The organism is Sorangiineae bacterium MSr11367 (assembly GCA_037157805.1).
GTDB lineage: Bacteria > Myxococcota_A > Polyangia > Polyangiales > Polyangiaceae > Pendulispora > Pendulispora rubella.
Window position 1 is genome coordinate 4,686,127 of the sequence record CP089983.1, and the last position, 23,763, is coordinate 4,709,889.

Here is a 23,763-nt window from a genome sequence, read left to right on the forward strand (position 1 = left end):
CGAACTCCCACGCAACGCGCCTCCGGCGCCGCGTCGTTCAGCTGCGCGCCACGAAGCGGTCTGGGCATGGAGGCATCACCAGACTGTGTACCCGCCACGTTGCTTAGGCAACATGTTGATCGGATTGGCTTAGGTACGTCCGATTCGGTTCGCGATCGACGCGATGAACTTTTCGCCCGAGGCGGTGAAATTTCACGGCGCCTCCCGGCGAAGGGTCCAAAGCCGTCATCCCCCCACCGTCATCTCGGAGGCTTAGAATTGACGACGACGCCCGTGCCGGAAAATTGGACGATCGAGTCGAGTGACGGAGACTCTGCGGCGCGTGAGACGCGTGCTGCTCCCGTGGCGAAGGGCTCGCGCATCGAGGATATGGACATCGTCCGCGGCATCGCCCTGTTCGGCGTGCTGACGATGAACCTGGCCATGGCGTTTCGCATCCCATTTTTCGGGAACCCATGGGAGATGCCCAAGGCGCTTCTCGAGCGCATCGTGTTTCGCCTCGAGCTCATCTTCGTCGCGGGGAGGGCCATGACCCTCTTCTCCATCTTGTTCGGCGTGGGGCTGGCCATCTTTCTCGAGCGGGCAAGCGCCCGCGGGCCGGGCGCCATGTGGCTTCTCGCCCGGCGCCTCCTCTTTCTGACCGCGTTTGGCCTGGTGCACGCGTTCCTCATTTGGAACGGCGACATTCTGGTCTCGTATTCCTTGGCGGGGCTCATCGCACTTCCGTTCATCCGGCGGCGTACGTGGGTGGTGTTCGCGGCCGCGGGCGTGTTCTTCCTGTGGCATGTGTTCGGCCACTATTGGCCGTGGATTCGTGAGCTCACGGACCGCAAGGTTCCCGGGCACTTCGAGGAGGCTCTCCGCGTTTACGGGACCAGCAGCTATTGGGATATCGTCCGCTTTCGCGCGAACGAGGTCACGAGCATGGAGATGCCCGGGTACGTATTTTTGGTGCCCGACGAGCTCGCGAAGATGCTCCTGGGCGTGGCCATCTGGAAGTCGGGCGTCCTGCGGCTCGAGGTGCGCGACAAGCACCAGAGGGCGCTGCGCTGGACGGCGATCCTCGGCATCCTCTACGGGACGGCGTTCTACATTTATCGCTGGATCCATTTCGAGCTTTACCATCCGCCCCGGACCCCACCGAGCACGTTCATGCAGATCGCTCTGCATTGGAATGCAATGAACATCGCGTGCGCGCTCGGCTACGGCGCGGTGTTGTTGTTGCTCCTGCGCCATACGGCTTGGCGCAGGCGTCTCGGCATCTTCGCGCCTCTGGGGCGGATGGCCTTTACGAATTACCTGACGCAATCGATCGTCTTCACGACGGTCTTCTATGGGTATGGCTTCGGCCTGCTCGGGAAGTTCGGGCTGGCCTTCACGGCGCTCGTCGGCATCGCGTTCTACATTTTGCAGGGCATCGTCAGCACCGTGTGGCTCCGCCATTTTCGTTTCGGGCCGTTCGAATGGGCATGGCGCAGCCTCACGTACGGGCAATTGCAGCCGTTGCGTCGCGCGGCGGTGGAGGTTTGAACCATGGAGTCATCGCCTCTCGAGCTTCCTATGCAGGCAACGTCCGTCGCCGCCGATGAGGGCGCGCGTGCGGCCCCGGTTGCGAAGGCGTCGCGCATCGACGACATGGATATCGTTCGCGGCATGGCGCTGTTCGGCGTGCTGTTGATGAACCTCGCCGAAGTGTTCCGCGTACCCTATTACGGCCAAAAAGGTCCGCCGCTCGATCTCCCGCTGCTCGAGCGGATCGTCGTGCGGGTCCAGATGATCTTCCTCGCGGGGAAAGCGATGACGCTCTTCTCCATTTTGTTCGGTACGGGGCTGGCCATTTTCTGGGAGCGCGCCAACGCTCGGGGAACCGGGGCAACGTGGCTCTTGAGCCGGCGCTTGGGCTTTCTGGCGCTCTTCGGCCTCGCACACGGGTTCCTCATCTGGAACGGCGATATCCTCTTTCTGTACGCGCTCACGGGCCTCGTCGGCTTGCTCTTCCTGCGCGCTCCCACCTGGGTGCTTCTCACCGCGGCCTGCGCGTGCTGGGGGTGGTACGCCGTCGTGGGCCCGAATTGGCCGGCGGTGTGGGCCTTCGCGATACGGGAGCCCGGCCCTGGCCATTACTCCGAGGCCCTTCGCGTCTATGGGACGGGAACCTACCTCGAGATCCTTCGCTTTCGTGCGTACGAGCTCCTTCGCTTCGAGCCATTCTCGTACGTCCTGAACGTGCCCGGCGTGCTGACGAACATGCTCGTGGGCATGGCCATCTGGCGTTCGAAGGTCCTCGAGCTGACGGCGCGCGAGACGCTCCTTCGCACGCTGCGCTGGATCGCGTTCACCGGTATGGCCTTGGGCATCGGCTACATGCTCTTTCGGTGGATCCAGTTCGAGATTTACCATTCGCCGCAGGCACGTGGTCCGTGGCGACGGGTGCTCTTTCTCGGATGCATCCTATCCTGCGCCCTCGGCTACGGGGCGGGACTGCTCCTGCTTCTACGCCGCGCGAATTGGCGCCGGCGGCTTGGCGTCTTCGCTCCGCTGGGGCGGATGGCGTTCACCAATTACCTGACGCAGTCCATCGTCTTCTCGACGGTGTTCTACAGCTACGGGTTCGGCCTGGTTGGAAAGGTCGGCAACGCGCCCGCGGCACTCATGGGCATCGTGTTCTACACGCTGCAAGGTTTCGCGAGCGCGATCTGGCTGCGCCATTTTCGCTTCGGCCCCTTCGAATGGGCCTGGCGCAGCCTCACGTACGGACGCCTCCAACCCATGCGACGGGGGGCGGAGGCGTAATCGCAACTACACCGACTGTGCGTCCTCGATGGCGTCGGCGCGGCGGGGGCGCAGGTTCACCTTGAGGATCTGCTTGCGCACGCGCACCGCGTCCGGGGTGACCTCCACCAGCTCGTCTGCGTCGATCCATTCCATCGCGGTCTCGATTTGGAGCACGCGCGGCGGGGCGAGAAGCACGTTCTCGTCCTTGCCGTGGTTGCGCACGTTGGAGAGCTTCTTCTCCTTGATGGCGTTCACGTCGGTGTCGTTCGGCCGATTGTGCTCGCCGATGATCATCCCCTCGTAGACGTCGACACCCGGGGTCAGAAAGAACGTCCCGCGCGGTTGCAAGTGGAAGAGGGCGTACGGCGTGGAGACGCCTGCGCGGTCGGCCACGATGGCGCCGGACTTGCGCTTCATCATCGCGCCGCCCCAGGGCTCCCAGCCGTCGAACACGGTGTTGAGAAGGCCCGTGCCGCGCGTCGCGGTGAGGAACTCGCCGCGGAATCCGATGAGGCCGCGGCTGGGGATGCGGTACTCGAGGCGCGCGCGTCCGTAGCCGTGGTTGGCCATTTTGACCATGCGGCCACGGCGCTCGCCGAGCCGTTCGGTGACCACACCGATGAAGCTGTCCGGCACGTCGATCACCACGAGCTCCATCGGCTCGCAGGGCTGGCCGTCGATCTCCTGGGTCACGACCTCGGGGTTGCCGAGCTGCATCTCGTAACCTTCGCGGCGCATCGTCTCGACCAAGATGGCCAATTGAAGCTCACCGCGTCCGAGCACCATGAACGTGTCCGGCGACTCCGTCTCTTCGAGGCGGATGGCCAGGTTGCGGCGCGTCTCGCGGGTCAGCCGCTCGCGCAGGTGGCGGCTGGTAAGGAACTTGGAAGCCTTGCACTTGCCCGCGAACGGCGACGTGTTGACGCCGATGCGCATCTTGATGGTGGGCTGCTCGACCAGAATGCGCGGCAGTGCGCGCTGCTCGAAGCCGGGCGACACGTCGACGATGGTGTCACCGACAAAGACGTCGTCCAGACCGGCGATCGACACGAGCTCACCGGCGCCGGCCTCGGGGGAGGAGACGCGCTTGAGGCCTTCGAACGTCGAGAGCACCTTGATGCTGCCCTTGCTGATGGCGCCGCCCTCTTTGAGCACCGCAATCGGCTGGTTGGCCTTCACCGTACCTGCGACCACGCGCCCGATGGCCAAGCGGCCCGTGTACTCGTCGTGGTCCAGGTTGTTCACCAGGATCTGCAGCGGCGCCTCGGAGTCGCCCGGTGCAGGCGGAACCTTCTGCAGAATGAGCGAGAAGAGCGGCGAGAGATCCTTCGATTCGTCGTCCAGGTGGCGCTTGGCGATGCCCAGCTTGCCGATGGCGTAAACCACGGGGAAATCGAGCTGCGCCTCGGTGGCGTCCAGATCGCAGAACAGATCGAAGACCTCGCTCAGCACCTCGTTGGGACGGGCGTCGGAGCGGTCGATCTTGTTGATGACCACGATGATGGGGAAGCCCAGCGAGAGACACTTGCGCAGAACGAAGCGCGTCTGCGGCAGCGGGCCCTCGGCGGCGTCCACCAAGAGGATCGCGGCGTCGGCCATGAGCAAGGTGCGCTCGACCTCGCCGCCGAAGTCGGCGTGGCCGGGGGTGTCGACGACGTTGATCTTGGTCAGCGCCGTGTCGCCGGGCTCTTTCCAGCGCACGCTGGTGTTCTTCGCCAGAATCGTGATTCCACGTTCGCGTTCGAGGTCATTGTTGTCCATGACCCTGTCCACCACGGCTTCGTTCTCACGGAACGTGCCGGCTTGGCGGAGCATATGGTCAACGAGCGTGGTCTTGCCGTGGTCGACGTGGGCGACGATGGCGATGTTGCGGAGCGATTGTGCCATTTTTGAAAAGAATCCCTGCGGAGAGCGGGGCCCTCGTTTGACGCGTGACAGCGTGTTTTGACGCGATGGGGGCGCGCATCTTTACGCTGCCGCCGCTCTTTCAGCAAGCGAGGTGATGAGCTTTGCGTCAGCTCCTTTTCTCGGGAAGTGATGAGGGCCGCTCCGGCATTTGTGATTTTGCCGTATGACGGCAGACGCGGGGGAGCTGTTCGCCCCGCTACAAGGGGTTACTTCCTCAATGAAATTCAATGGTTTCTTGACCTCGGGCCGCCTTTCACCGATCGCCCTCGTCCTGCTGGTGCTGCTGGCGAGCTGCTTTCCCGGGGCCAAGGCCCCTTCGGTGAACCCGGCCCGCACCTTGGACCTGGAGGGCGACGCGGGCGAGGCGAAGAGCCCGAAGGCGTTCGGCGTGGTGTTCGCCGGGCCCAAAGGCGAGGTGGAGGCCCCGAGCGAGATCACCGTCGTGTTCAACCGCCCCATGCGCCCTCTGGAGTTGGCCGAGGGCGCCTCCGTGGCGGATGGGGTCGTGGCGCTGGAGGTGGAAGGCCGGCCCGCCGGGTCCACGCTGAAGGGAAGCTGGCGCTGGCTGGGCACGAGCACCTTGCTCTTCGCGCCCGAGGAGCCTCTGCCGCGGGCGACCTCCTTCAAGGTCACCGTGGCCGCGGGGACGCGTGCCCTCGACGGCTCGGTGCTGGCGAAGGCGTACACCTTTGCCTTTTCGACCCCGCGCCCCGATCTGGTGCGCGCGCTGCCCGGCGAAGGCTTCGAGGGGCTGGCCTCCAAACCGAAGATCGAGCTTCGCTTCAACCAGCCCATCGATCCCAAGGAGGTGGAGCGCGGTGCCAAGTTTACCTTGAAGGTCGGCAAGGGAAAGAGCGTGGCCCTTCGCGCGACGCGGCCCAAGGCGGATGCGCCCGCGCTTCTCGAGGTGACGCCGGTGGCGAATCTGCCGCTGGACACCGCCGTTGCGCTCACCTTGGACAAGAGCCTGCGCGGGCTCGAGGGCGTGCGCCCGCTGGGCGAGGACCGCGCCATTGCGATGCGCACTTACGGGCCGCTGCGCGTGCGCGGGCTCGATTGCTACCGCGAAACGCCGAACAAGAAGTGCGCGGCCCGCAGCTCGGTGCGCCTCGATTTGAACAACCGCGTCGCGTACACCGAGTGGAAGGCGCACGTGCGCATCGACGCCATCGGCGGCGGCGCGGCCCCGAAGATCGAGTGGCGCGCCCTCGAGGCGGAAACGAGTCGCTCGCAAAGCGAGACGCTTTGGGCGCGCCTGCGCGCGGCGAGCCGCTACCAGGTCACGGTCACCGCCGGCATGAAGGACGAATACGGGCAGACCCTGAAGCAGGACGTGGTGCTGCCGTTCGAGACCGACGACGAATGGCCCGAGGTCGAGGTGGGCGTCTCCGGCGACGTGTTCGAAGCCGGCAAAGGCAAGAGCGTTCCCATCGGCGCCGTGAACGTGCCCTCGTACGAGCTGTTCACCGCCGCCCCGGACGAAACGGAGCTGGCGCGCCTCGTGGCCACGTCGGAAACGCCGGCGCGCGAGCGTGACGCCTTCGAGCGGGCCAAGCAGCAGATCCCCAGCGGCAAGGTGGAGTCGGTGCGTGCGACCGCCGCGTCGAACATCCAGTGGGTCAAGCGCCTCGACCTGGAGGGCGTCATCAAGCGTACGCTGCGTGGAAAGTCGGCCGCCGCAAGCGGCGGACCTCCGGCGGCGGGTCGCGGCCCCGTGGTGTTCAGCGTGCGCGCCCCCACCGTGCGGCGCGGGGGCGATGCTCGGATTCACGTGCTTTCGGTGACGGACTTGGCCATCACGGCGAAAATGAGCCGCTTTGGCAGCCTGGCCTGGGTGACGCACCTCTCGGATGGCAAGGCCGTCCCCGGAGCGGTCGTCTCGGTGCGCGGGCGCGATGGCGCGGAGATCTTTGCCACGAAGACGGACGCGGGCGGCGTGGCGGTGATCCCGAAGGAGCGCTACTCGCCGGTGCTCGCCGAGGGGCGCATCGACGAAGGCGCCATCGTGATCGCCCGGCTTGGGGACGACTGGTCCTACCGCCGCGTGGCCGACATGCTCGATACGTGGCGCTACCAGCCGTCGAGCGATCCCTCGGGCACCTTGGTGCCGATGGGCATGCTCTTCACGGACCGCGGTATCTACAAGGCCGGCGAAACGGTGCGCGCCAAGGGCCTTTTCCGCGTACCGACGGCGCGGGGTACGGATACGCCGGTCGGACGCGAGGTGACCTTGCTGGCCTTCGACGTGAACGACGAGAAAGTCTTCGAGCACCGCGCGAAGCTGGGGAGCTTCGGCGACTTTGCCGTCGACGTGCCCATTCCACCGACCACGCACCTCGGGTCGCTGCAGCTGCGCGCCGAGCTGGATGCACCGGCCACGGCGGCGACCCGCGACTCGTTCCGCGAGGGCACGGCGAGCGCGGTGGTGCAGGTGTCGGCGTACCGGCCCGCCGAGTTCAAGGTGTCCGTCGAGCCGGGCAAGGCGGAGTACGTCCGCGGCGAGACCGCGGGCTTCGTGATGCGTGGGGACTACCTGTTCGGCGCACCCATGAGCGCGGGTGACGTTCGCTACACGGTCACACGCGGTCCTGCGTCGTTCCTGCTGCCGGGGGCCGATGGGCTGGTCTACGACGATGGCCCCTACGAGCGTGATCGCCTGGAGGCGAACCCGCGTGCCAGTGAGATCGCGCAGGCCACGGGAAAACTGGGGTCGCGCGGCGATCTCGCGGCATCGGCATCGCTCGCCATGCCGAACCAAAGCGGCACGGAGCTGGTGACCTTCGAAGCCGAAATCGAGGACGTGAGCCGGCAGACGATCGCGGGCCGCGCGAGCACCTTGGTGCATCCGGGGCAGTTCTACGTGGCCATGAAGCCACCGAGTGCGATGTTCCAGGCCAAGGGAAGCTCGCTCAAGGTGGAGCTCGCGGCCATCGAGCCGTCCGGCCGTCGCCGCGCCGGCGTGCCCATCACCGTCGAGTTGGTGAAGCGCACCTGGCATTCCGTGGCCGCCGAGTCGGGCGAGATGGGCATGCACTACGACAGCCGCGCCGTCGACAAGGTCGTGGCCACGTGCGCGGCCAATGCGGTGGCGCAGGGCCTTTCGTCCTGCAACGTGCCGCTCACCGAGGCGGGCTACTACATCGTGCATGCGTTCGCCGTCGACGAGCGCAAGAACCCCGTGCGCACCAGCACCGCGGTCTACGTTCTCACCGCCGGTGACGGCGATGCGGTCGACGTGGGCTGGTCCATGGGCGACACGTCGAAGCTCGAGATCGTGGCCGACAAAAAGTCGTACGAGGTGGGCGACACCGCGACGTTGCTCGTGAAAAATCCGTTCCGTGAGGCGGAGGCCCTCATCACCGTGGAACGCGCCGGCGTCTACCGGCGCGAGCGGCGCGTGCTCTCGGGGAGCATGCCCACGTTGAAGATCCCCATCACGGAGGACATGCGCCCCAACGCGTACGTCTCGGTGCACCTCGTGCGCGGCCGCACCAAAGACGCGCCCGTGAAGACGTCGAAACGCGGTGCCGACGTGGGCGCGCCCGCATTTCGTCTCGGCTACCACGAACTGGTCATCAACCCCGAGGCGCGCCGCCTCAAGGTGAGCCTTACGCCTTCGCGCCGCGAATTTCACCCCGGCGACTCGGTCGACGTGGACGTCTCCGTGACGGATCGCGAGGGAAAGCCGGTGCGCAGCGACGTCACGTTCTACGCCGTCGACGAAGGGGTCCTCATGCTGACGGGCTACAAGACGCCGGATCCCCTGCCGACGTTCACCGCACCGCGGCCTCTGTCGGTGTTCTCCTTGGAGACGCGCGATGCGCTGGCCAAGGTGTTTCTCGCGGCCGCCGGCAATGGCTCGGTCGACAAGGGCGACGAAGGTGGCGGCGGCGGCGAGCTCCGTCAGGATTTTCGCGCCACCGCCGCGTTCATGCCCCAAGTGCTCGCGGCGGCGGGCAAGGCGCACGTGAGCTTCAAGCTGCCCGACAGCGTCACCACGTACCGCCTCATGGCGGTGGTCGCCTCCGAGAGCGACCGATTCGGCTGGAGCGAGGCGCAGATCGTCTCGAGCCGCCGTCTCATGGCCCGGCCTGCGCTTCCGCGCTTCCTCCGCGCGGGGGATTCGCTGGAGGCCGGCGTGGTGCTGTCCTCGAAAGGGCTGCCGCAGACCAACGTCGAGGTGACGGCCAAGGTCGAGGGTGGCCTTTCCCTGTCGGGCGAGGCGAAGCGTACGGTGACGCTTCCGGCGAATGGCAACGTTGAGGTCCGCTGGCCCATGGTGGCCTCGCGCGCGGGCAAGGCCAAGTGGACCTTCGTGGCGCGGGGGGCCGGCGAGACCGACGCGGTGGAGATCGCGCGCGATGTCTCGGTGCCGCTTTCGATGGAGTCGGTGGCCCTGGCCGGTGAGACGACGGCCGCGGCGGGCGAGCGCTTGGGCGACTTGCGCGCGATGCGCGATGACGTGGGCGGTCTCGACGTGCGCCTGGCCTCGACGGCGTTGGTGGGGCTGGCCGGCGGTGTGGAGCAGCTTCTCGAGTACCCGTACGGATGCACCGAGCAGATGGTGAGCCGCTTGGTGCCGCTGGTGTCGGTGCGCGGGATGGCGCAGGACTACGGGTTGCCGCTCCCGAAGAACGTGGACGGCCTTGCGGGCGAGACCATCCAGAAGATCGTGCGCAACCAACAGGGTGACGGAAGTTTCGGGTATTGGAACGACTCACCGGCGGGCAGCACCTGGATCACCGCCTACGCGCTCTGGGGTCTCACGCAGGCGAAAAAGCACGGCCACCGCATTCCGGAGGCCGTGCTCACCGAGGCGGCGCGAAGCGTGCGTGCGACGGTGAACGGCGATCTGTCGAAGGGCGGCCTGCGCGGTGCGGAGGCGGCGTTCGTGGCCGATGTCCTCGCGGAGGGCGGGCAGGCCGATCCGGGCCTCACGAGTTTGCTCTACGAAAGCCGCGCCAAGCTGCCGCTCTTCGCGCGCGCCCTTTTGGCGCACGCGATGATCGTGGCCAAGACGTCACCCTCCCCCCTTGGGGGGAGGGACGGGGAGGGGGGGACGGGACAGTCCAAGTCGATCGCCGAGTTGCTTCGCGATCTGGACAACCATCTGCGCGTCACGACGACCGGCGCGACGGTCGTGGACAACGTCGGCGATGCGTACGCGGTGCTCCTCGACTCGGAGGCGCGCACCACGGCGATGGTGCTGCGCGCGCTGGTGGCCAAGGAGAAGGGCAATGCCCTGGCCGCCCGCCTCGCGCGCGGGCTGCTCGGGATGCGCCATGGCGGCACCTGGCGAACGACGCAGGAGACGGCGTGGTCGCTGGTGGCCCTCGACGAGTACCGCCGCCAGGAGGAGGCGACCGTGCCGAACTTCGACGCGCGCGCCTTCCTCGGCGACAACGAGGTTTTCTCGGCCGAGTTCCACGGACGTTCGGTGCGGGAGAAGAGCATGAACCTGCCCGCGGACAAGCTGTTCAAGGGCGGGGCAGGGGGCTCGGTGTTGGCGTTCCAAACGCAGGGCGCGGGCAAGCTCTTTTACGAGGCGCGCCTGCGCTACGCCAAGCGCGAGCTCCCGCGCGAAGGGCTCGATCGCGGCTTCTTCGTGCGCAAATGGATCCGCAAGGTGGACCCTGCGCAGATCCCCGAGGCGCTCAAGGTGCTTCCCAACGAGAGCACGAGGGCGGTGCCGGCCAGCTCCCTCGTGCTGGTCGATCTCGTCGTCGTGACGCCGGATCCACGCGAGAACGTGGTCATCGACGATCCGCTGCCGGCCGGGCTCGAGCCCGTGCAGAGCGATTTGGCGACGACGGCGCGCTCGTTGACGCTTCCCGAGCCGGCCGTGGACACGGACGACGGGGATGGTGAGCGCGCCAGCCGTGCAAGCAGCGCGTACTACTACCACCGCGAATACCACGACGATCGCGTGCTCACCTTCGTGGAGCACATGCCCGCCGGTCTCGCGCACTACCGTTACCTGGCGCGGGCGACGACGTTCGGCCGCTTCGTGGTGCCGCCGACCCGTGCAGAATGCATGTACGAGCCGGAGGTGTTCGGTCGCACGGGGGCTACGTCCTTCGAGGTAAAAGCGCGATGAGCCGCTGGAAGCGATTCGCGTGGCTCCTGGTGATTCCGGTCGCCCCCATCTGGCTTGTGGCCATCGTGGTGGCGTTCACCCGGCAGCCCGCGGAGCTGCGGGATCGCGCAGGCAGCTATTCACAGTCGGTGCGCTACGTCGATCGCGAGGGCGGGCTGCTTCGCGAGGTGCGCGCCGACGACGCGTCGCGCGCGCGCTGGATCCCCTTGGAGGAGATGGGCACGTACGCGCGCATGAGCATGCTCGCGGCCGAGGATCGGCGCTTTTACGTCCACGCCGGTGTGGATCCCGTGGCCGTCCTGCGCGCGTTCGCGTCGGATGTGTGGCAGCGCCGCATCGTCTCGGGCGCGTCCACGTTGACGATGCAGCTCGCGCGCCTGGTGCGCCCGCACCCGCGCAATCTTTGGGGCAAGGTGACGGAGGCCGCCTTCGCCGTGCGCATCGAGCGAGCGCTCCCCAAGGACCGCATCCTCGAGGAGTACATGAACCGCGCCCCCTTCGGGCCCAACCTGCGCGGCCTCGATGCGGCGAGCCGCTACTACTTCGACAAGCCACCGCGCGCGCTTTCGCTCGCCGAGGCGGCCACGCTCGCCGCCATTCCGCGTGGCCCCTCGCTCTACGCGCCGACCCGCGACGAGGTGCGCGTCTTGCGCCGGCGCAACCGCATCCTGGATCGCATGCTGGCCGCCGGCGTGATCTCCGAGGAACAGCACCGCCGCGCCAGCGACGAGCCCCTGGTCGTTCGAAAGGCGAAAGGGACCTTTGGTGCACCGCACCTCGTGCAAGCGCTCATGTCGGGTCGATTCGAGGGGCCGCCGCCTTCCGACGGCTCGCCCGTGGTGACCACCCTCGATCGCGATTTGCAGTCCGAGGCGGAGACGGAAACCTTGCGGGCCGTCGGGTCGCTGCAGAAGAAGCACGTGACGGCGGCGAGTGTTCTCGTGCTCGACAACGCCACCGGCGAGGTTCTGGCCTACGTCGGCTCGCACGGTTTCGGCGACGCCGAGCACGGAGGCCAGAACGACGGCGTGCTGGCGCGGCGCCAGCCAGGCTCGACGCTCAAGCCGTTCGTCTACGGCCTCGGCATGGAGGAGCGCGAGCTGACGAGCGTGTCGCTGCTGCCCGATCTGGAGATGCACATCGAGCTGCCCGATGGCGTCTACGCGCCGAAGAACTACGACGAGCGCTTTCACGGGCCGGTGCGCCTGCGCGAGGCCTTGGCCAATTCGTACAACGTCCCCGCGGTGTGGGTCGGCCAGCAGGTGGGCGCGGGGCGTCTGCTCGAGCGCTTGCACGCGCTCGGGTTTCACTCGCTCGATCAAGCGTCGGACTACTACGGCCCGGCGCTCGCCCTGGGCGACGGTGAGGTTACCTTGCTGGAGCTCACCAACGCGTACGCCGCGATCGCGCGTGGCGGGGTGGTGAAGCCGGTTCGCTTCGTGCGCGGGGCACCCTCCGCTGCGAGCGAGGGCACGCGCGTGATGCCCGTGGAGATGGCCGCGGTGCTCACCGACATTCTTCGCGACAAGGGGGCGCGCATCGCGTCCTTCGGCGAGCGCTCCGTGCTCGATCTGCCGTTCGACGTTGCCGTCAAAACCGGTACGTCGAAGGGCTTTCGCGACAATTGGACGGTGGGCTTCACCCGCGAGGTGACCGTCGGTGTCTGGGCCGGCAACTTCGATGGCAGTGCGATGAGCGGCATCAGCGGCATCACCGGGGCAGGCCCGCTCTTTCGCTCGGTCATGGACGCAGCCATGCGCGGCCGCCCCAAGGGCTCGCTCGCACCCGATCCGGACGCCGTCTCGCTTCGCGCGGTGGATGTCTGCCCGCTCTCCGGTGGAGCCCCCACATCCGCCTGCCCTCACGCCATCCGCGACTACGTACCGCGCGACCGGTCCCTCGATCCATGTACCATGCATGAATCGGTTTCGGGGCGCGTGGTCGAGCGTTATCCTGCGGCCTTCACCGCATGGGCGCACGCTGCGGGGCGCGAAGGCGCGCGCGGGGAGGGCAAGTTGCACCTCGCGTACCCCCACGACGGCGCCCGCTTCGCCATCGATCCCGAGCGGCCGCGCGGCTTGCAGTCCATCTCCGTTCGCATCGAGGCACCGCGCGGCGTGGAACAGGCGGCCCTCCGCATCGACGGCCAGCTCGTCGCCCGCACCGGATCACCCTTCGTCGTGCGCTGGCCGCTCGAGCAAGGGACGCACACGTTCGTCGCGGAGGCCAACGGCACCTCGAGCCCCCCGGTGCGCGTCGAGGTGGATTAGACCCGAGCTATTTCATCCCCGAGCGCGCCCGCGCCTCGGCGTAGCCGTCGCTCACGCTGTAGCCGATGATCTCGCGTGCCTGCGGCGTCTTCGAGATCCAGTCCGCGCGTTCGTCGGGATCGCTTGGCACCGACGAGAGACCCAAGGTCCACGCGATGGCCTCGAGCGCGGCATTCGGATCGCCCACCGCGAGCAATCCGGTGCGATCCGCCCAGGACACCACCGCCGGGCCGAGCACGGCGGCCTGCGTCCCCACGGAGCCGGCCACCTCGAGCGCCATCAGGCCGACGTCCTGATCGAGCTTTCGCGGCAGCGCGGCCTGCAGCCGTCGCGCGGCCTCGGCGAGCGCGGTCGGGTTGATTCCCTGCGGCTTCCAGCTCGGATTGAAGACGTGAAGCCACGCCGCCACGAGCACGGGCAGGTCTTTCGCGACGATGCGCAGCAGCGCCGACGCGCGCGCCTGCACGAGCTTCAGTGCGCGCATCAGGAGGAAGGTGCGGCTCAATTCGTTCGTCGACGGCAACAGGAGCGCCTCGCCCAAGATGATCATGGGCGGCGTGGAGCTCACCGGCACGCACGTGAGGCCAACCTGCGGCGAGACGAGCACTTGGCAGCCCGTGATGCCCATGCCGGTGGCGAGCGTCGTCGCGAGCGTCTGCACGTGTGCGGCGGACGCTGGAAGCGGCGCCGCTCGCACCGATCGCGGATCGAGCGGAACGATGGCATCGAGCGCGTCGCCCGTGCGTGCCAACAGCGCGCGCAGGGCAGGGATCACCACGTCGGGCGCGAGCACCTCGTCGAGGCGCGCGTCGCCGGCGCGTGCTTGCGCACCCTGGATGTTCGCAGGCTTGCCGCTGAACGCCGCGAGGCTCGCGCTGACCACGTTGGCCGCGTCCTTCTTGCTGCGCAGCTCGTAGACCGTGGCCATCGTTTCGAACGACGTCGGTGCGAACCGGCCCGCCGCAAACGCGCGACGCGCATCCGCGGCCGCTCGATCGAGCAGGATGTGCACCGCGGGAAGCTGCCGGTGGCGCATGTAAAACTCGGCCAGCGCCCGCAGCACCACCACGTCGGTGGGGAACTCGCGCCGAGCGGCCTCCAAGGTCTGCTCGGCCTTGCGCGGTTCGTTGGCCACTTCTTCGTAGATGGACGCCCGTTCGATGTACCGCTGGCGGCGCTCCACCGGATCGCGCGTCGAGAGGAAAAGCTGGTTTTGCAGATCCAGCGCCTTGTCCACGTCGCCGCGCCGTCGGTACACGTCGACCAGCCGCGAGAGCGTGGTCAGATCGCCCGGCTTGCGCTTGAGCAGCTCTTCGAAGGCCAGCTCCGCGCGCTCCAGGTTCACCTCGTGGTTCGCGTACAAGTCGCCGAGCCGCTCGTAGATGGCGCACTGCTCTTCCGGCGTCGCCGCCAGGCGCGAGAGCCGCACCCAGGCCTGCTCGGCGGCGTTCCAATCGGCCACGCCGGCCGAGACTTCGCCGTACGTCTTGAGCGCCTCCACATGGTCCGGATCCAGCGCCAGCGCAGCCTCGAGTGCCCGCTTGGCCCCCGCGGAATCGCCCACGCCCAGCAGCACGCGCCCGCGCTCCACCTCGAGCGAGAGCCGTTCCGCCGGCTCCGTCACGGTGGCCGCGCGCATTTCCAGCAGCGCCCCCAGCTCGGCGAACAGGTTGCGCTTCGTGTACAGCGCGCAGAGGCGCGTGAACACGTTGGCATCGCTCACGTCGAGCTGCGCGGCCTCCTTCAAGGCGAGCATGCCTCGGTCGTCGTCGTGCAGATCGTCCAGCCAGATCTGCGCCGCCTTGGACCAGGCCGCCACGCGATGGGCGGGCACCTGCGAGCCTTTCGCGACCATCTCGTAGGCGCTGGCGGCATCCCGCGTCTCGCCGCAGGCCCGGCGCGCCTCGGCGAGCTTCTCCCACGCCACGATGTCTGCAGGATCTTCCGTGATGGCCCGCTCGAGCAGCTCTTTGCCCTCGGCGGTGCGTCCGAGCATCACCGCGGCTTGCCCGGCACGCAGCAAAAGGCCGGACACTTCCGCACTGCGCGACGCGCGCTGCAGCAGCGCCCGCGTGGCCTCCAGCTCGGCGCCGAGATCGCGCCGGGTGCGCGCGTGCGCGTTGTACAAGCGCAGTGCCCAGATGGGCGGATCGTTCTCGGCCTTGCCCAGCGCGGCGAGATCGTACGTCGTGCCCCAGTCGCCGCGCCGCATGCGCAAGCGTGCTGCGATCCCGGCATGTGCGGCCGCTTCGCCGCCGGCGGTGCCCGCCAGCACGCGCGCAATCAAGGTGGCCACCGGTTCCAGCTCGTCGTCGCGCGCCTCGGAAAGAAGCGCGTGTTCGACGTGCCGCAGGCTAGGCTTGTGGTCCAGCGTCTCCTCGAGGATCGTGCGATGCCAGAGAAGGGCGCTCGCCGCATCCTGCCGCGCCTTGGCATCCAGATCGGCCAGCCGCTCGTAGGCTTCGCGCCGCACCACCACGTCTTCCGTTTGCCGTGCCGTGTTCAGGAGCTCTTCGGCCAGGCGGGCCACTTGCCCCGACGCGAGCTCCGCGCGCTCCAGCACGACCCGCTCCAGCGAGGGCAACGGATCCTCGTGGGCCGCGGCCGCGGCCAACGCCGCGCGCAGGGCCCCCTCGCGGTCTCCGCGCTGCTCGTAGGCATGCGCAGCTTCCAGGAGCCAGCGCTGGCGCGTCTCGCCCGCGGCCGTGGCCGCGCGCTCCTCGCGCCACGACGCGCCGTCGGTCGGCGCATCGACGGCGATGCGCTCGTACAGGTCGCGCAGGGCCACGTCATCGGGCCGCGCGCTCTGCGCTTGGACGAGCCGCTCGGTGGCGAAGGCGCGATCCTGATCCGCGACGAGCAAGGCTTCGCGCACGGAGTCGAGGGCTTTTTCAAGCGGATCGCTGGCCGTTTCCTTTCGCTTCTGGACCCAGCCGAGCACCTTGGAGACGTCCCCCTCTTTGCGGGCGATGCGCTCGGCCAAGAACGACGCGAACGGCAACGACGGCGCAGCCCGGTGCGCAACCTCGAGCAGCTCCAGCTTGGCCTCGTTGTCGAGCTGCCCCTTGCGGGCGACCGCTTCGATGGCCGTAAGCGCCGCCCGCGAACCGTGTTCGAGCTTTAGCGCCATCGCGCGAAGCTCCGATGCCAGATCGATCGACGGATCCAGTTCGACCGCTGCGCGAAGTGCGACCTCGTTCTCCGGCTCCTGCTCGCGCGCGTGGCGGTATGCCGACAGCGCGCGCTCGCGATCCCCGGCGCGCTCGGCAATGAGCGCCGCGGCCATCCAGCGATCGCTCGGGCGCGAGCCGCCCTCCCACGACGAAAGCGTCTCGACCAGCGACTCCCAGCGGGAGCTGCGGAAGGCGACCTCCAGCCGCAACGCCCGCGATTCCTCGGGGGCATCGTCGCGGCGGGCCAGGGCCGCTTCCTCGATGTCCGTTAGCGGTGCGCGCTGCGCGAGGAGTCGCCCCAGCACCACGGCACGCTTTTTCACGTCGTCGCCGGCCGCCTTTTTGGCCTGGGATGCATCACCACGCACCAGCGCCGCCGCCGCGGCCGCAAAGGGCGCGAGCCCTTCCTCGCCCTCGATGCGACGCACCAGCGGCCGCGTCAGATCCTCGGACGCCCCGGCGAAGAGGCGCAGCACGAGCTCTTCTTCCGGCGCAAAAATGTTGGGCACCTCGAGCGCCGACGCCACCACCGCCGTGTCGCCGAGCTCGAGCCCGCGTGCCGCCCGCGCCCGCACCGCCGCCCGATCTTCCAGGCCTTTGAGCGAGGCCAGCGACGACGCGCGCGCGTCCGGATCGGTGACCGACAGCGCGGCCGAGAGCCACGCCGCGGCCCCGGACAGCTCGGGCACATCGGAAAACTCGGCCAGGATGCGCGCGGCGAGCACCGGCTGCCCGATGGTCAGGGCCGTGCGCGCGCGCCGCAGGATCGACGCGGCATCCGGCGTGCGCTTCTTGTCGCCTTTGTCCGACGCCGCGCCCTTTTCGGAGAGCGCAGGCCGCTCGCCCGTGGCCTCGAGCCCCACCTCGACGCCGCGCAGGCGCAGCGCGCTCTCCATGGCTTGCGCCACGAGCGCGAGCTCGGGCCCCTCCGGAACGCGCAGCGCGCCGCTGGCCATCTGCTCGTGCGAGAGCGCCAGCGCCGCGCGTCCGACGACCACGCGAACGTCGTCCGGCGCGTGCAACCACGTCTGCTCCCAGCGATCCCAGAGCAGCTCCTCGCCTTCGCCTCGAAGCCGCACGGCCTCCACCGCCAGCAGCCGCTCGTGCAGCCGCCCGGCTTCCGTCGTCGTGGCCACGGCGGTGGCGTCGATGCGTTGCAATCGGTCCGTGTCGTCACCGGCCAGGGCGCGTGCCTGGCGATGCGAAAGCGCGAGCTTCGGTTCCGCATCGCGCGCCTCGGCCGCGAGCTTCTCCGCCTCGTGGCGCTGTCCGAGGATCGCGCGCATCTCGCTCACGGCGAGCAGCCCGCGGGCACGGGCCGCGGGATCCTCGGCCGCACGCGCCTCCTCCTCGAGCCACGCGCACCGCGCGTCCATCGTGTTGCGGGCCTCGTCGCTCAGCCATTCGGAGGCGGGCTTCTGTCCCTCGAAGGTGGGAACGGCCGACATGGGCGGGGGAATCGACGGCGGCACGTCGCTCCGGCTGACCGGAGGCTTCTCGGCTTCGCCTTCCTTGCCGGGCGGCGGAGGCTCCGTTCCAGGCCCGCTGGCAGGCCGCTCCTGGAACGGCGGGATGACCGGAGGCACCGGCGGCGGCAGAAAGGAGCGCCGCAGCGAAGGCGGCGCACCGTCGGGGCTATGGATCGCGTAAATCGCGGTCTCCATCTCCTCTTCGTCGCCGAACGCGCGGTGTCCGCTGTCTCGCACCACCGGCACGGGCCCCGAGGCCGCCGCGCCGGGAAGGGTCGTGGCCCCCCTCGTCCGAAGACCCGTCGTCTCGATGGGGTCTTCGGCGCTGTCCTCGATGCGATCGAACTCGAACTCCGGCACCAAGAATTGCGGCTTGTCCTTGGTCGACGAGGTCGCTGACGTCGGCGCGGCCTCGGGCGTCGGTGTGCTTTCCGGCGCCGGCGCGAGCGGTGTGGGCCGTGCGGGTGGCGGTGCCGTCGGGACGTCGTTCGTCGTCAGATTGAACGTCTCCGCGAACGGATCGTACATCGCGCCCTCGGCGAGGGGCCCCATGGCCGTCTCGGGCTCTTCCCGATCCATGCGCGCCGTCGTTCGCAGCGACTCCAAGGTCTCCGCGCGCTCGTCCTTGTCCGCCTGTGCCGTTTGCTCGAGCTCCTTCGCGCTCGTCACCACGGAGCCATCGCCCAGCATCGCCGTGGGCTCGAGGTTCCGTCCGAAGAGCTGCCCGAGCCCTGCCTTGGAGCGACTGAGCGCCCCCGGCGTCTTGGCATTGCGCAGCGACTCGATGGTGGCCATCGACGAGACGCTGGTGGCGATGCCCTCGCGGTCATCGTCACCGCCGCTCAAGTCGATCAGTCCTTGTGGCGTCTCCGCCCGGGCTCGGGTGGGGATCTCGACGTCCGCCGACTCCACCTCGACACCGGGACCCGGCTTCATCGTCGGCGTGGTGCCTTGCTCGCCTTGTTCACCGGCTTGCTGCGCCTCGGCCTGCGGTTCCGCGGACTTCGCCTTCGGGTCGTTTTCGAAGCTCTTGACCTCCCACTCGTCGAGGGCGGCGTCCCAATCGAAATCGTCGTCGCCGTCGAGGAAACCGCTGGGCGGCTTGCCGTCGCTCATGACAACCCCTCGAGACCCAAGGCCCGCCGCACCTGCAGGTACGTCGGCGAGAAAGCAAAGCGCAACAGTTCCACCGCGTAATCTTCGCTCTTGAGCACCGCCCGCACCCGTTCCGGAGGCTCACCAATGGCGTCGCACACGACGAACGACACGTCCGCCGAGGCGATGAGCGCGCACCGCGCCAGCGTCAAATGGGCCCGCAGGTACCACGTTCGCGCATCCTGTCCCGACTGCAGCACCGCCCGACAAAGCTCGGGCAGCAGCTTTTTCGTTCGCCGAGCAATCACTTTGCCGATGCTCTTTTCGATCTCCGGCAGCACCGCGTAAGGCGGCGCCTCGATGGGCAACTCGGCCAAGCGGCACCCGGCCACGAAGATCGCCGCCACCGAGGTGGCGTCGCGGCTCCGCACGATGGTGCTGCCGCGGGCCATCGCATAGAGCTCGCTCGCCACGCGCGCCCGCAGCGGCGGTGGCAACGGGGAGGTGATGCCCGAGCCGATGACCATCGAGGGGATCTCACCTGGAATGCCGTAAACCCCCAACGGATCGCGTCCGCCGACGTACAGATCGAACGAGTCGATCCCGAAGGCGCCCGCCCACGCGGCAATCTCGTTGCGCAAGGTCATGCCGCCGCGCGGATCGACGCGATCGCGCTTGGTCAATCCCAGCGCGGTCAGCGAGGGACCCAATGCCTCGGCCAGGGTGGGGGCCATGACTTGGAAGAAGTCCGCCATGGGGCCGGCGTCGCCCGGCGCCACCATGGCCGCGCGCAAGCCGGCGTCGATGGCCATTTGCGGTACGCGCGCCTTGCGCTGCACGAAGCTCTGCAAGATCGCTTCGTCGTTGCCGTCCGTTCCGATGACCAGCTGCGAGGTCGATAGCGCGGCATGCTCGATTTCGGTATCGCCGGCGCCACGCGCAATCCGCGCGAGCCTCCGGATCGTCGCCGCATCGACCGGATTTTCCCGAAGAACGCCGACCAAGGCTTCCTTCACGTTGGCAAACAGCGCCCGCCGCGTTTGCGGCTCGACCTCGATGCGCAGCAGCAGATCGATGGCCTCGCCGTCGCCCGGAGCCTCCTCGAGCAACTTGACCACCGCCGGCGCCGCGCCCTGCGGGTTGCCCAGGCGATCGCGGTGAATGGCCATCGCGAGCCGCGCGGCCGCGACCCGACCCTGCGCCGTTTCGCGCTCGTGCATCAATTCGTGCAGGATGGCCGTCGCTTCGTTCCAGCTTCCCGTGCGGGCCGCGGCGCGTGCGAGGCGTTCGCGGACGGGCAGGGTGGACAGCCCCGCCGCGTGCAGCTTGATCAGCACGGCGAGCGCCAGATCGAAGCGATCCAGCTTGTTCTCGTAAAGGTCCACCGCGGCGATGCCTGCAGTGACCCGATTCTTCGGCGGCGCCTCCGGCACCGTGGCCAACTTGGCCAGGCTCTCCGCGGCCTCTTCGTACATGCCGCGCCGGATGAAGATCTCGCCGGTCAGGGCGAGGGCCCCCACATGCTCCGGCTCGAACATGGTGACGCTTTCCAGCGCCTTGAAGGCGCCGTCGATGTCACCCTTTTCGCGCAGCACGCGCGCCTGCTCCCAAAAGAGCTTCCCGAGCTCCTCCGGGTCCTCGGAGATCTCCACGCGCCGCGAAATCAGCGAGAGCAGCTTGTCCGAGTCCTTCCGCGCCCGCACCGCGCGGAACACTTTGTCGAAGGCGAACGCCCGCGAGGCATCCCGGTCGAACGCCGCATCGAACGCGCGCTCGGCCGCCGCCTCGTCGCCGAGCTGCAACCAAATGCGTCCGGCATGCTCGAGGATCTCCCCCGCGCGCAGGCCGCTGCTGATGCGCAGGCCGAGGCCCATCGTCGCGTGGGCCTGCGCGATCCGATCGCCGAGGGCCTCCGCGGCTGCGCGCAAGCCCTCCCACGCCGCGACATCGTCGCCGCGTGCCTTCGTCGCCGCGTCGAACGCGGCATGCGCCCCCGCGGCATCGCCCATCGCGAGCAGTGACCAACCCGAGAGCGACATCGCATCGGCCGAAGCCTCTTCACCGAGCGCATCGCCGAGGCCTTGCAGCGCCCGTGCGCGCCGCCGCGGATCGGAGCCCGGAAGGGAGATCTCCAGGTTGGCGAGCCGCACCGCCGCCGATTGTCCGCCGAGCAGCGGTGTCTCGTCCGCGCGGCCTTGCAGCGCGTCCAGCACCGCCGCGCTGGCGAGCATCGCCTCACGCTGCTCGCCGCGCAGCGTTCGTGCGATGGCGCGGCGCGCTTCCGATTCGCGTGCCGGTGCGCGTCCCGCGATGGCGGCCGTGAGCCATTCGAACGCAGCCGCGAGCCCTCCACCCGTGTCGAACCAACGCTGCGCGGCCTCCGTTGCAGCCTCCGGATCGATGCCGCGCACCCGCCGCAGTTGCTCTGCCGCTGCGAGTTGGTTCGCAATCGGTCCCGCCGGTGCGATGCGCGCAAGCGCGATCTCCACGCGATCGCGCGTGGCCGCCGAGTCCTGCCATGCGAGCCGCGCGAGCGCCGCCGCCAGCGCCAAGTCTCCCTCGCTCGTATCTTCGAGCCGCGACAGCGCCTTCTGCGCTTCCTCGGTGTCGCCGGCGAAGACCTCCGTGGCGAAATGCTCGAGCTCGAGGATCGCGGCATCCTCGTCCACCGGCTTGGCGAAGCGGATGGCCCTGCGCCGTCGCTCGAGCGACTCGCCCGCCGTTCCGCGCGCCGCCCACGCGAGCACCGCCCGCGCGGCGATCGGCGCCTTTTGCGCGGCCCGCTCGAACGAATCGAGCGCCGCCTCTTTTTCCCCGGCGCGCCATCGCGACAGTCCCGCCTCGATGTGCATCGCCGCCGCGAGATCGTCGTCGTCCGTCGCCATGGCGCAGGCGGTGAGCGCCGAGGCGGCGAGGGCAGGGGAGCCATCTTCCCGTTCGAGCTCCGCCAGGTACGTGGCCACCAGCGGATCGCTGGGATCTTTGCCGGCCAGGCCGCGGAGCCGCACGCGCGCCGCACTGGTGTCACCGGCATCGTGTGCACGCCACGCGGACAGCAGGGCCAGGCTGCGCGACAGCTTGGGCTTGTGCTCCAGATCGGCCAGCTTCTCGAGAGCGGCCCGCTGCGCCTCGCGCGTCTCCACCGAGAGCACTTGGGAGGCATCCGGCCCCTCGCCCTTCGGCGCCGGGAGGAAGGCTTGCAGCATGTGCGCGAGCCAGGCGCCTTCACCGGTGTCGGTCAACTCGGCGATGGCTTTGCGCAGTCCCTCTTCATCGCCGCGCGCCAGCCGATTGCGAACGGCGCCGAGCCACAAATGCGCGAGCTCCGCGTCGTTGGGCACCGCGTCCGACTTGCGATCCCGATCGCGCGCCGTCGCACCGCCGCCGACCATCAGCCTTCGCGTGACGTCGTCGGCCCACTGCGTGTCGCCGCGCACCAGGGCGATCGTCCGGCCCACGCGCCAGATGACGTCGTCCGCCGTGCCGAGCATCCGCGCCTCGGCCAACGCCGCCTTGGAGGCGGTGGCATCGTCGGCCTGCACGCCCCACACGTACGCGGCGAGCACGAACGCCCGCGCGCGGGCCTCCTCGCTCGGCAGGCAATCGGCAAAGGCTTCGAGCTGCGAGGCAAACGCCGCCGGATCGCCCGAGTCGGCCAGCAAATCGAGCTGCAGTGCCCGCGCCGGCAGGCACACCGGATCGTTTGCCACCGCCTTCGACAGCGCTTCCAACGCCCCGCGCCGATCGCGCGTGCCCACCGCACGCTCGGCCAGCCGCATGGCCAGCGACGCCTTGACGCTGCCGTCCTTCTCCTGGGCAAGAAGCTTCAGGGACAGCTTCGACGCGAGCTCCATGTCGCCTTGCTGCTCGGCCACGCGCATGCGTGCGCCCAACAGCAGCGACGAGAGCATCGCCCCAGCGGGCACTTGCACCTTGGTGCGCGGCCCGGCCATCGTATCGCTCAGCGCCGGCCCTTCGTCGGCCTCCGTCCACGCGAGCGCCCGGTCCAGCGATGCGGCGGCCCCGGGCAAATCGCCCAGGTGGCGACGTACTTCGCCTGCGCGCAAGCACGCGTCGACCAAGTGCGGAACGGTGCGTACCGCGTGCGGCACACCCAGCGCATCGCCCCGCGCGGCCTCGTTCATCCCGGTGACGATCAGCTCCGCCTGCGCATCGAGCGCTGCGGCATAGGACTCGGCGCGCGTCTTCGCCTCCTCGGCGCTGCCAAGGAGCGACTCGCCCTCACCGCGGGCCAGGCGTTCCGCGGCGACGGTGGCCAAATAGGTGGCCCCGGCCTTTTTCCCGCGTGCCTCGTCGAGCACGGCCAACGCGCCCGCGATGTCGCTCGCCTCCGCGAGCATCTTGGCCAGGTCGATCAGGAGCAGCGCCTGCCACGTGGGATCGCTCGGGCGGTGCGCCCGCTCGTTCAGCGCACGCCGTCGCGTCGCCGGATCGCCGCTCTTGGCCGCGACCAGCTCCTGCGCAAGCCATGCCGCGACCGATTCCACGTCCGTCGCCGCCAGCTCCGTCGCCTCGCGCAGGGCATCTTTGGCGCCCTTCAGATCGCCCGCGACATCCTCGAGGAACGCAGCACGCATGATCAGCGCGCGAGTTTTCTCCTCCGGCGTCACCGAGGCGCGCACCAGGGCATCGATCACGCGCCCGAGGTTCTTCAGCGAGCGCCTTCGCTCCATGAGGCGCACCAACGCCTCGAGCGGCTCGCGGAACATCGGGTCCGCGTTGAAGGCGGCGAGGTAATCGCGCGCCGCCCCCGGTTCATCCCCTGCGCGTTCGAGAAGGTCGCCTATCTCGCCGAGGAGCCTTGCCTGCCTCGCGCGATCCTCCGTGGCGGAGACCTCCGCACGCAGGTAACGGACAATTTCTCCCCCCTTCGGCGACTCCTGAGACCCTGCAGCTGCGGATGGTCCGCGATCGGGCGGCAGGCTTATCGTGTTGGACATATGCGCCATGCCCTG

General features: G+C 68.8%; 7 protein-coding genes. 4 read left to right on the plus strand and 3 right to left on the minus strand.

Annotated elements, in window-relative coordinates; translation table 11 throughout:
- Positions 1-258: 258 nt before the first annotated feature.
- Positions 259-1,530, plus strand: coding sequence for a DUF418 domain-containing protein (locus LVJ94_18775; protein WXB09267.1), 1,272 nt, complete (start codon positions 259-261; stop codon positions 1,528-1,530).
- Positions 1,531-1,533: 3 nt separating this feature from the next.
- Positions 1,534-2,793 carry a DUF418 domain-containing protein gene (locus LVJ94_18780; protein ID WXB09268.1) on the plus strand — a complete coding sequence of 420 codons (1,260 nt, stop codon included), beginning with the start codon at positions 1,534-1,536 and terminating at the stop codon, positions 2,791-2,793.
- A gap of 6 nt (positions 2,794-2,799) precedes the next feature.
- Here LVJ94_18780 and typA read toward each other — a convergent pair whose 3' ends face one another.
- On the minus strand, positions 2,800-4,662 hold the full coding sequence (gene typA / locus LVJ94_18785) for a translational GTPase TypA (protein ID WXB09269.1): 1,863 nt from the start codon (positions 4,660-4,662) through the stop codon (positions 2,800-2,802).
- Between the two features lie 238 nt (positions 4,663-4,900).
- Here typA and LVJ94_18790 point away from each other — a divergent pair, with 238 nt between their 5' ends.
- The gene (locus tag LVJ94_18790) at positions 4,901-10,780 is read left to right on the plus strand and encodes an Ig-like domain-containing protein (protein ID WXB09270.1); all 5,880 of its coding nucleotides are present in this window, start codon (positions 4,901-4,903) and stop codon (positions 10,778-10,780) included.
- The gene (gene pbpC, locus LVJ94_18795) at positions 10,777-13,050 is read left to right on the plus strand and encodes a penicillin-binding protein 1C (protein WXB09271.1); all 2,274 of its coding nucleotides are present in this window, start codon (positions 10,777-10,779) and stop codon (positions 13,048-13,050) included. Before LVJ94_18790 ends, pbpC begins: the two co-directional genes overlap by 4 nt.
- 7 nt (positions 13,051-13,057) lie before the next feature.
- Here pbpC and LVJ94_18800 read toward each other — a convergent pair whose 3' ends face one another.
- The gene (locus LVJ94_18800; protein WXB09272.1) at positions 13,058-18,808 is read right to left on the minus strand and encodes a hypothetical protein; all 5,751 of its coding nucleotides are present in this window, start codon (positions 18,806-18,808) and stop codon (positions 13,058-13,060) included.
- The gene (locus LVJ94_18805; GenBank protein WXB09273.1) at positions 18,805-23,748 is read right to left on the minus strand and encodes a hypothetical protein; all 4,944 of its coding nucleotides are present in this window, start codon (positions 23,746-23,748) and stop codon (positions 18,805-18,807) included. The genes LVJ94_18800 and LVJ94_18805 overlap by 4 nt, the downstream gene beginning before the upstream one ends.
- Positions 23,749-23,763 lie beyond the last annotated feature (15 nt).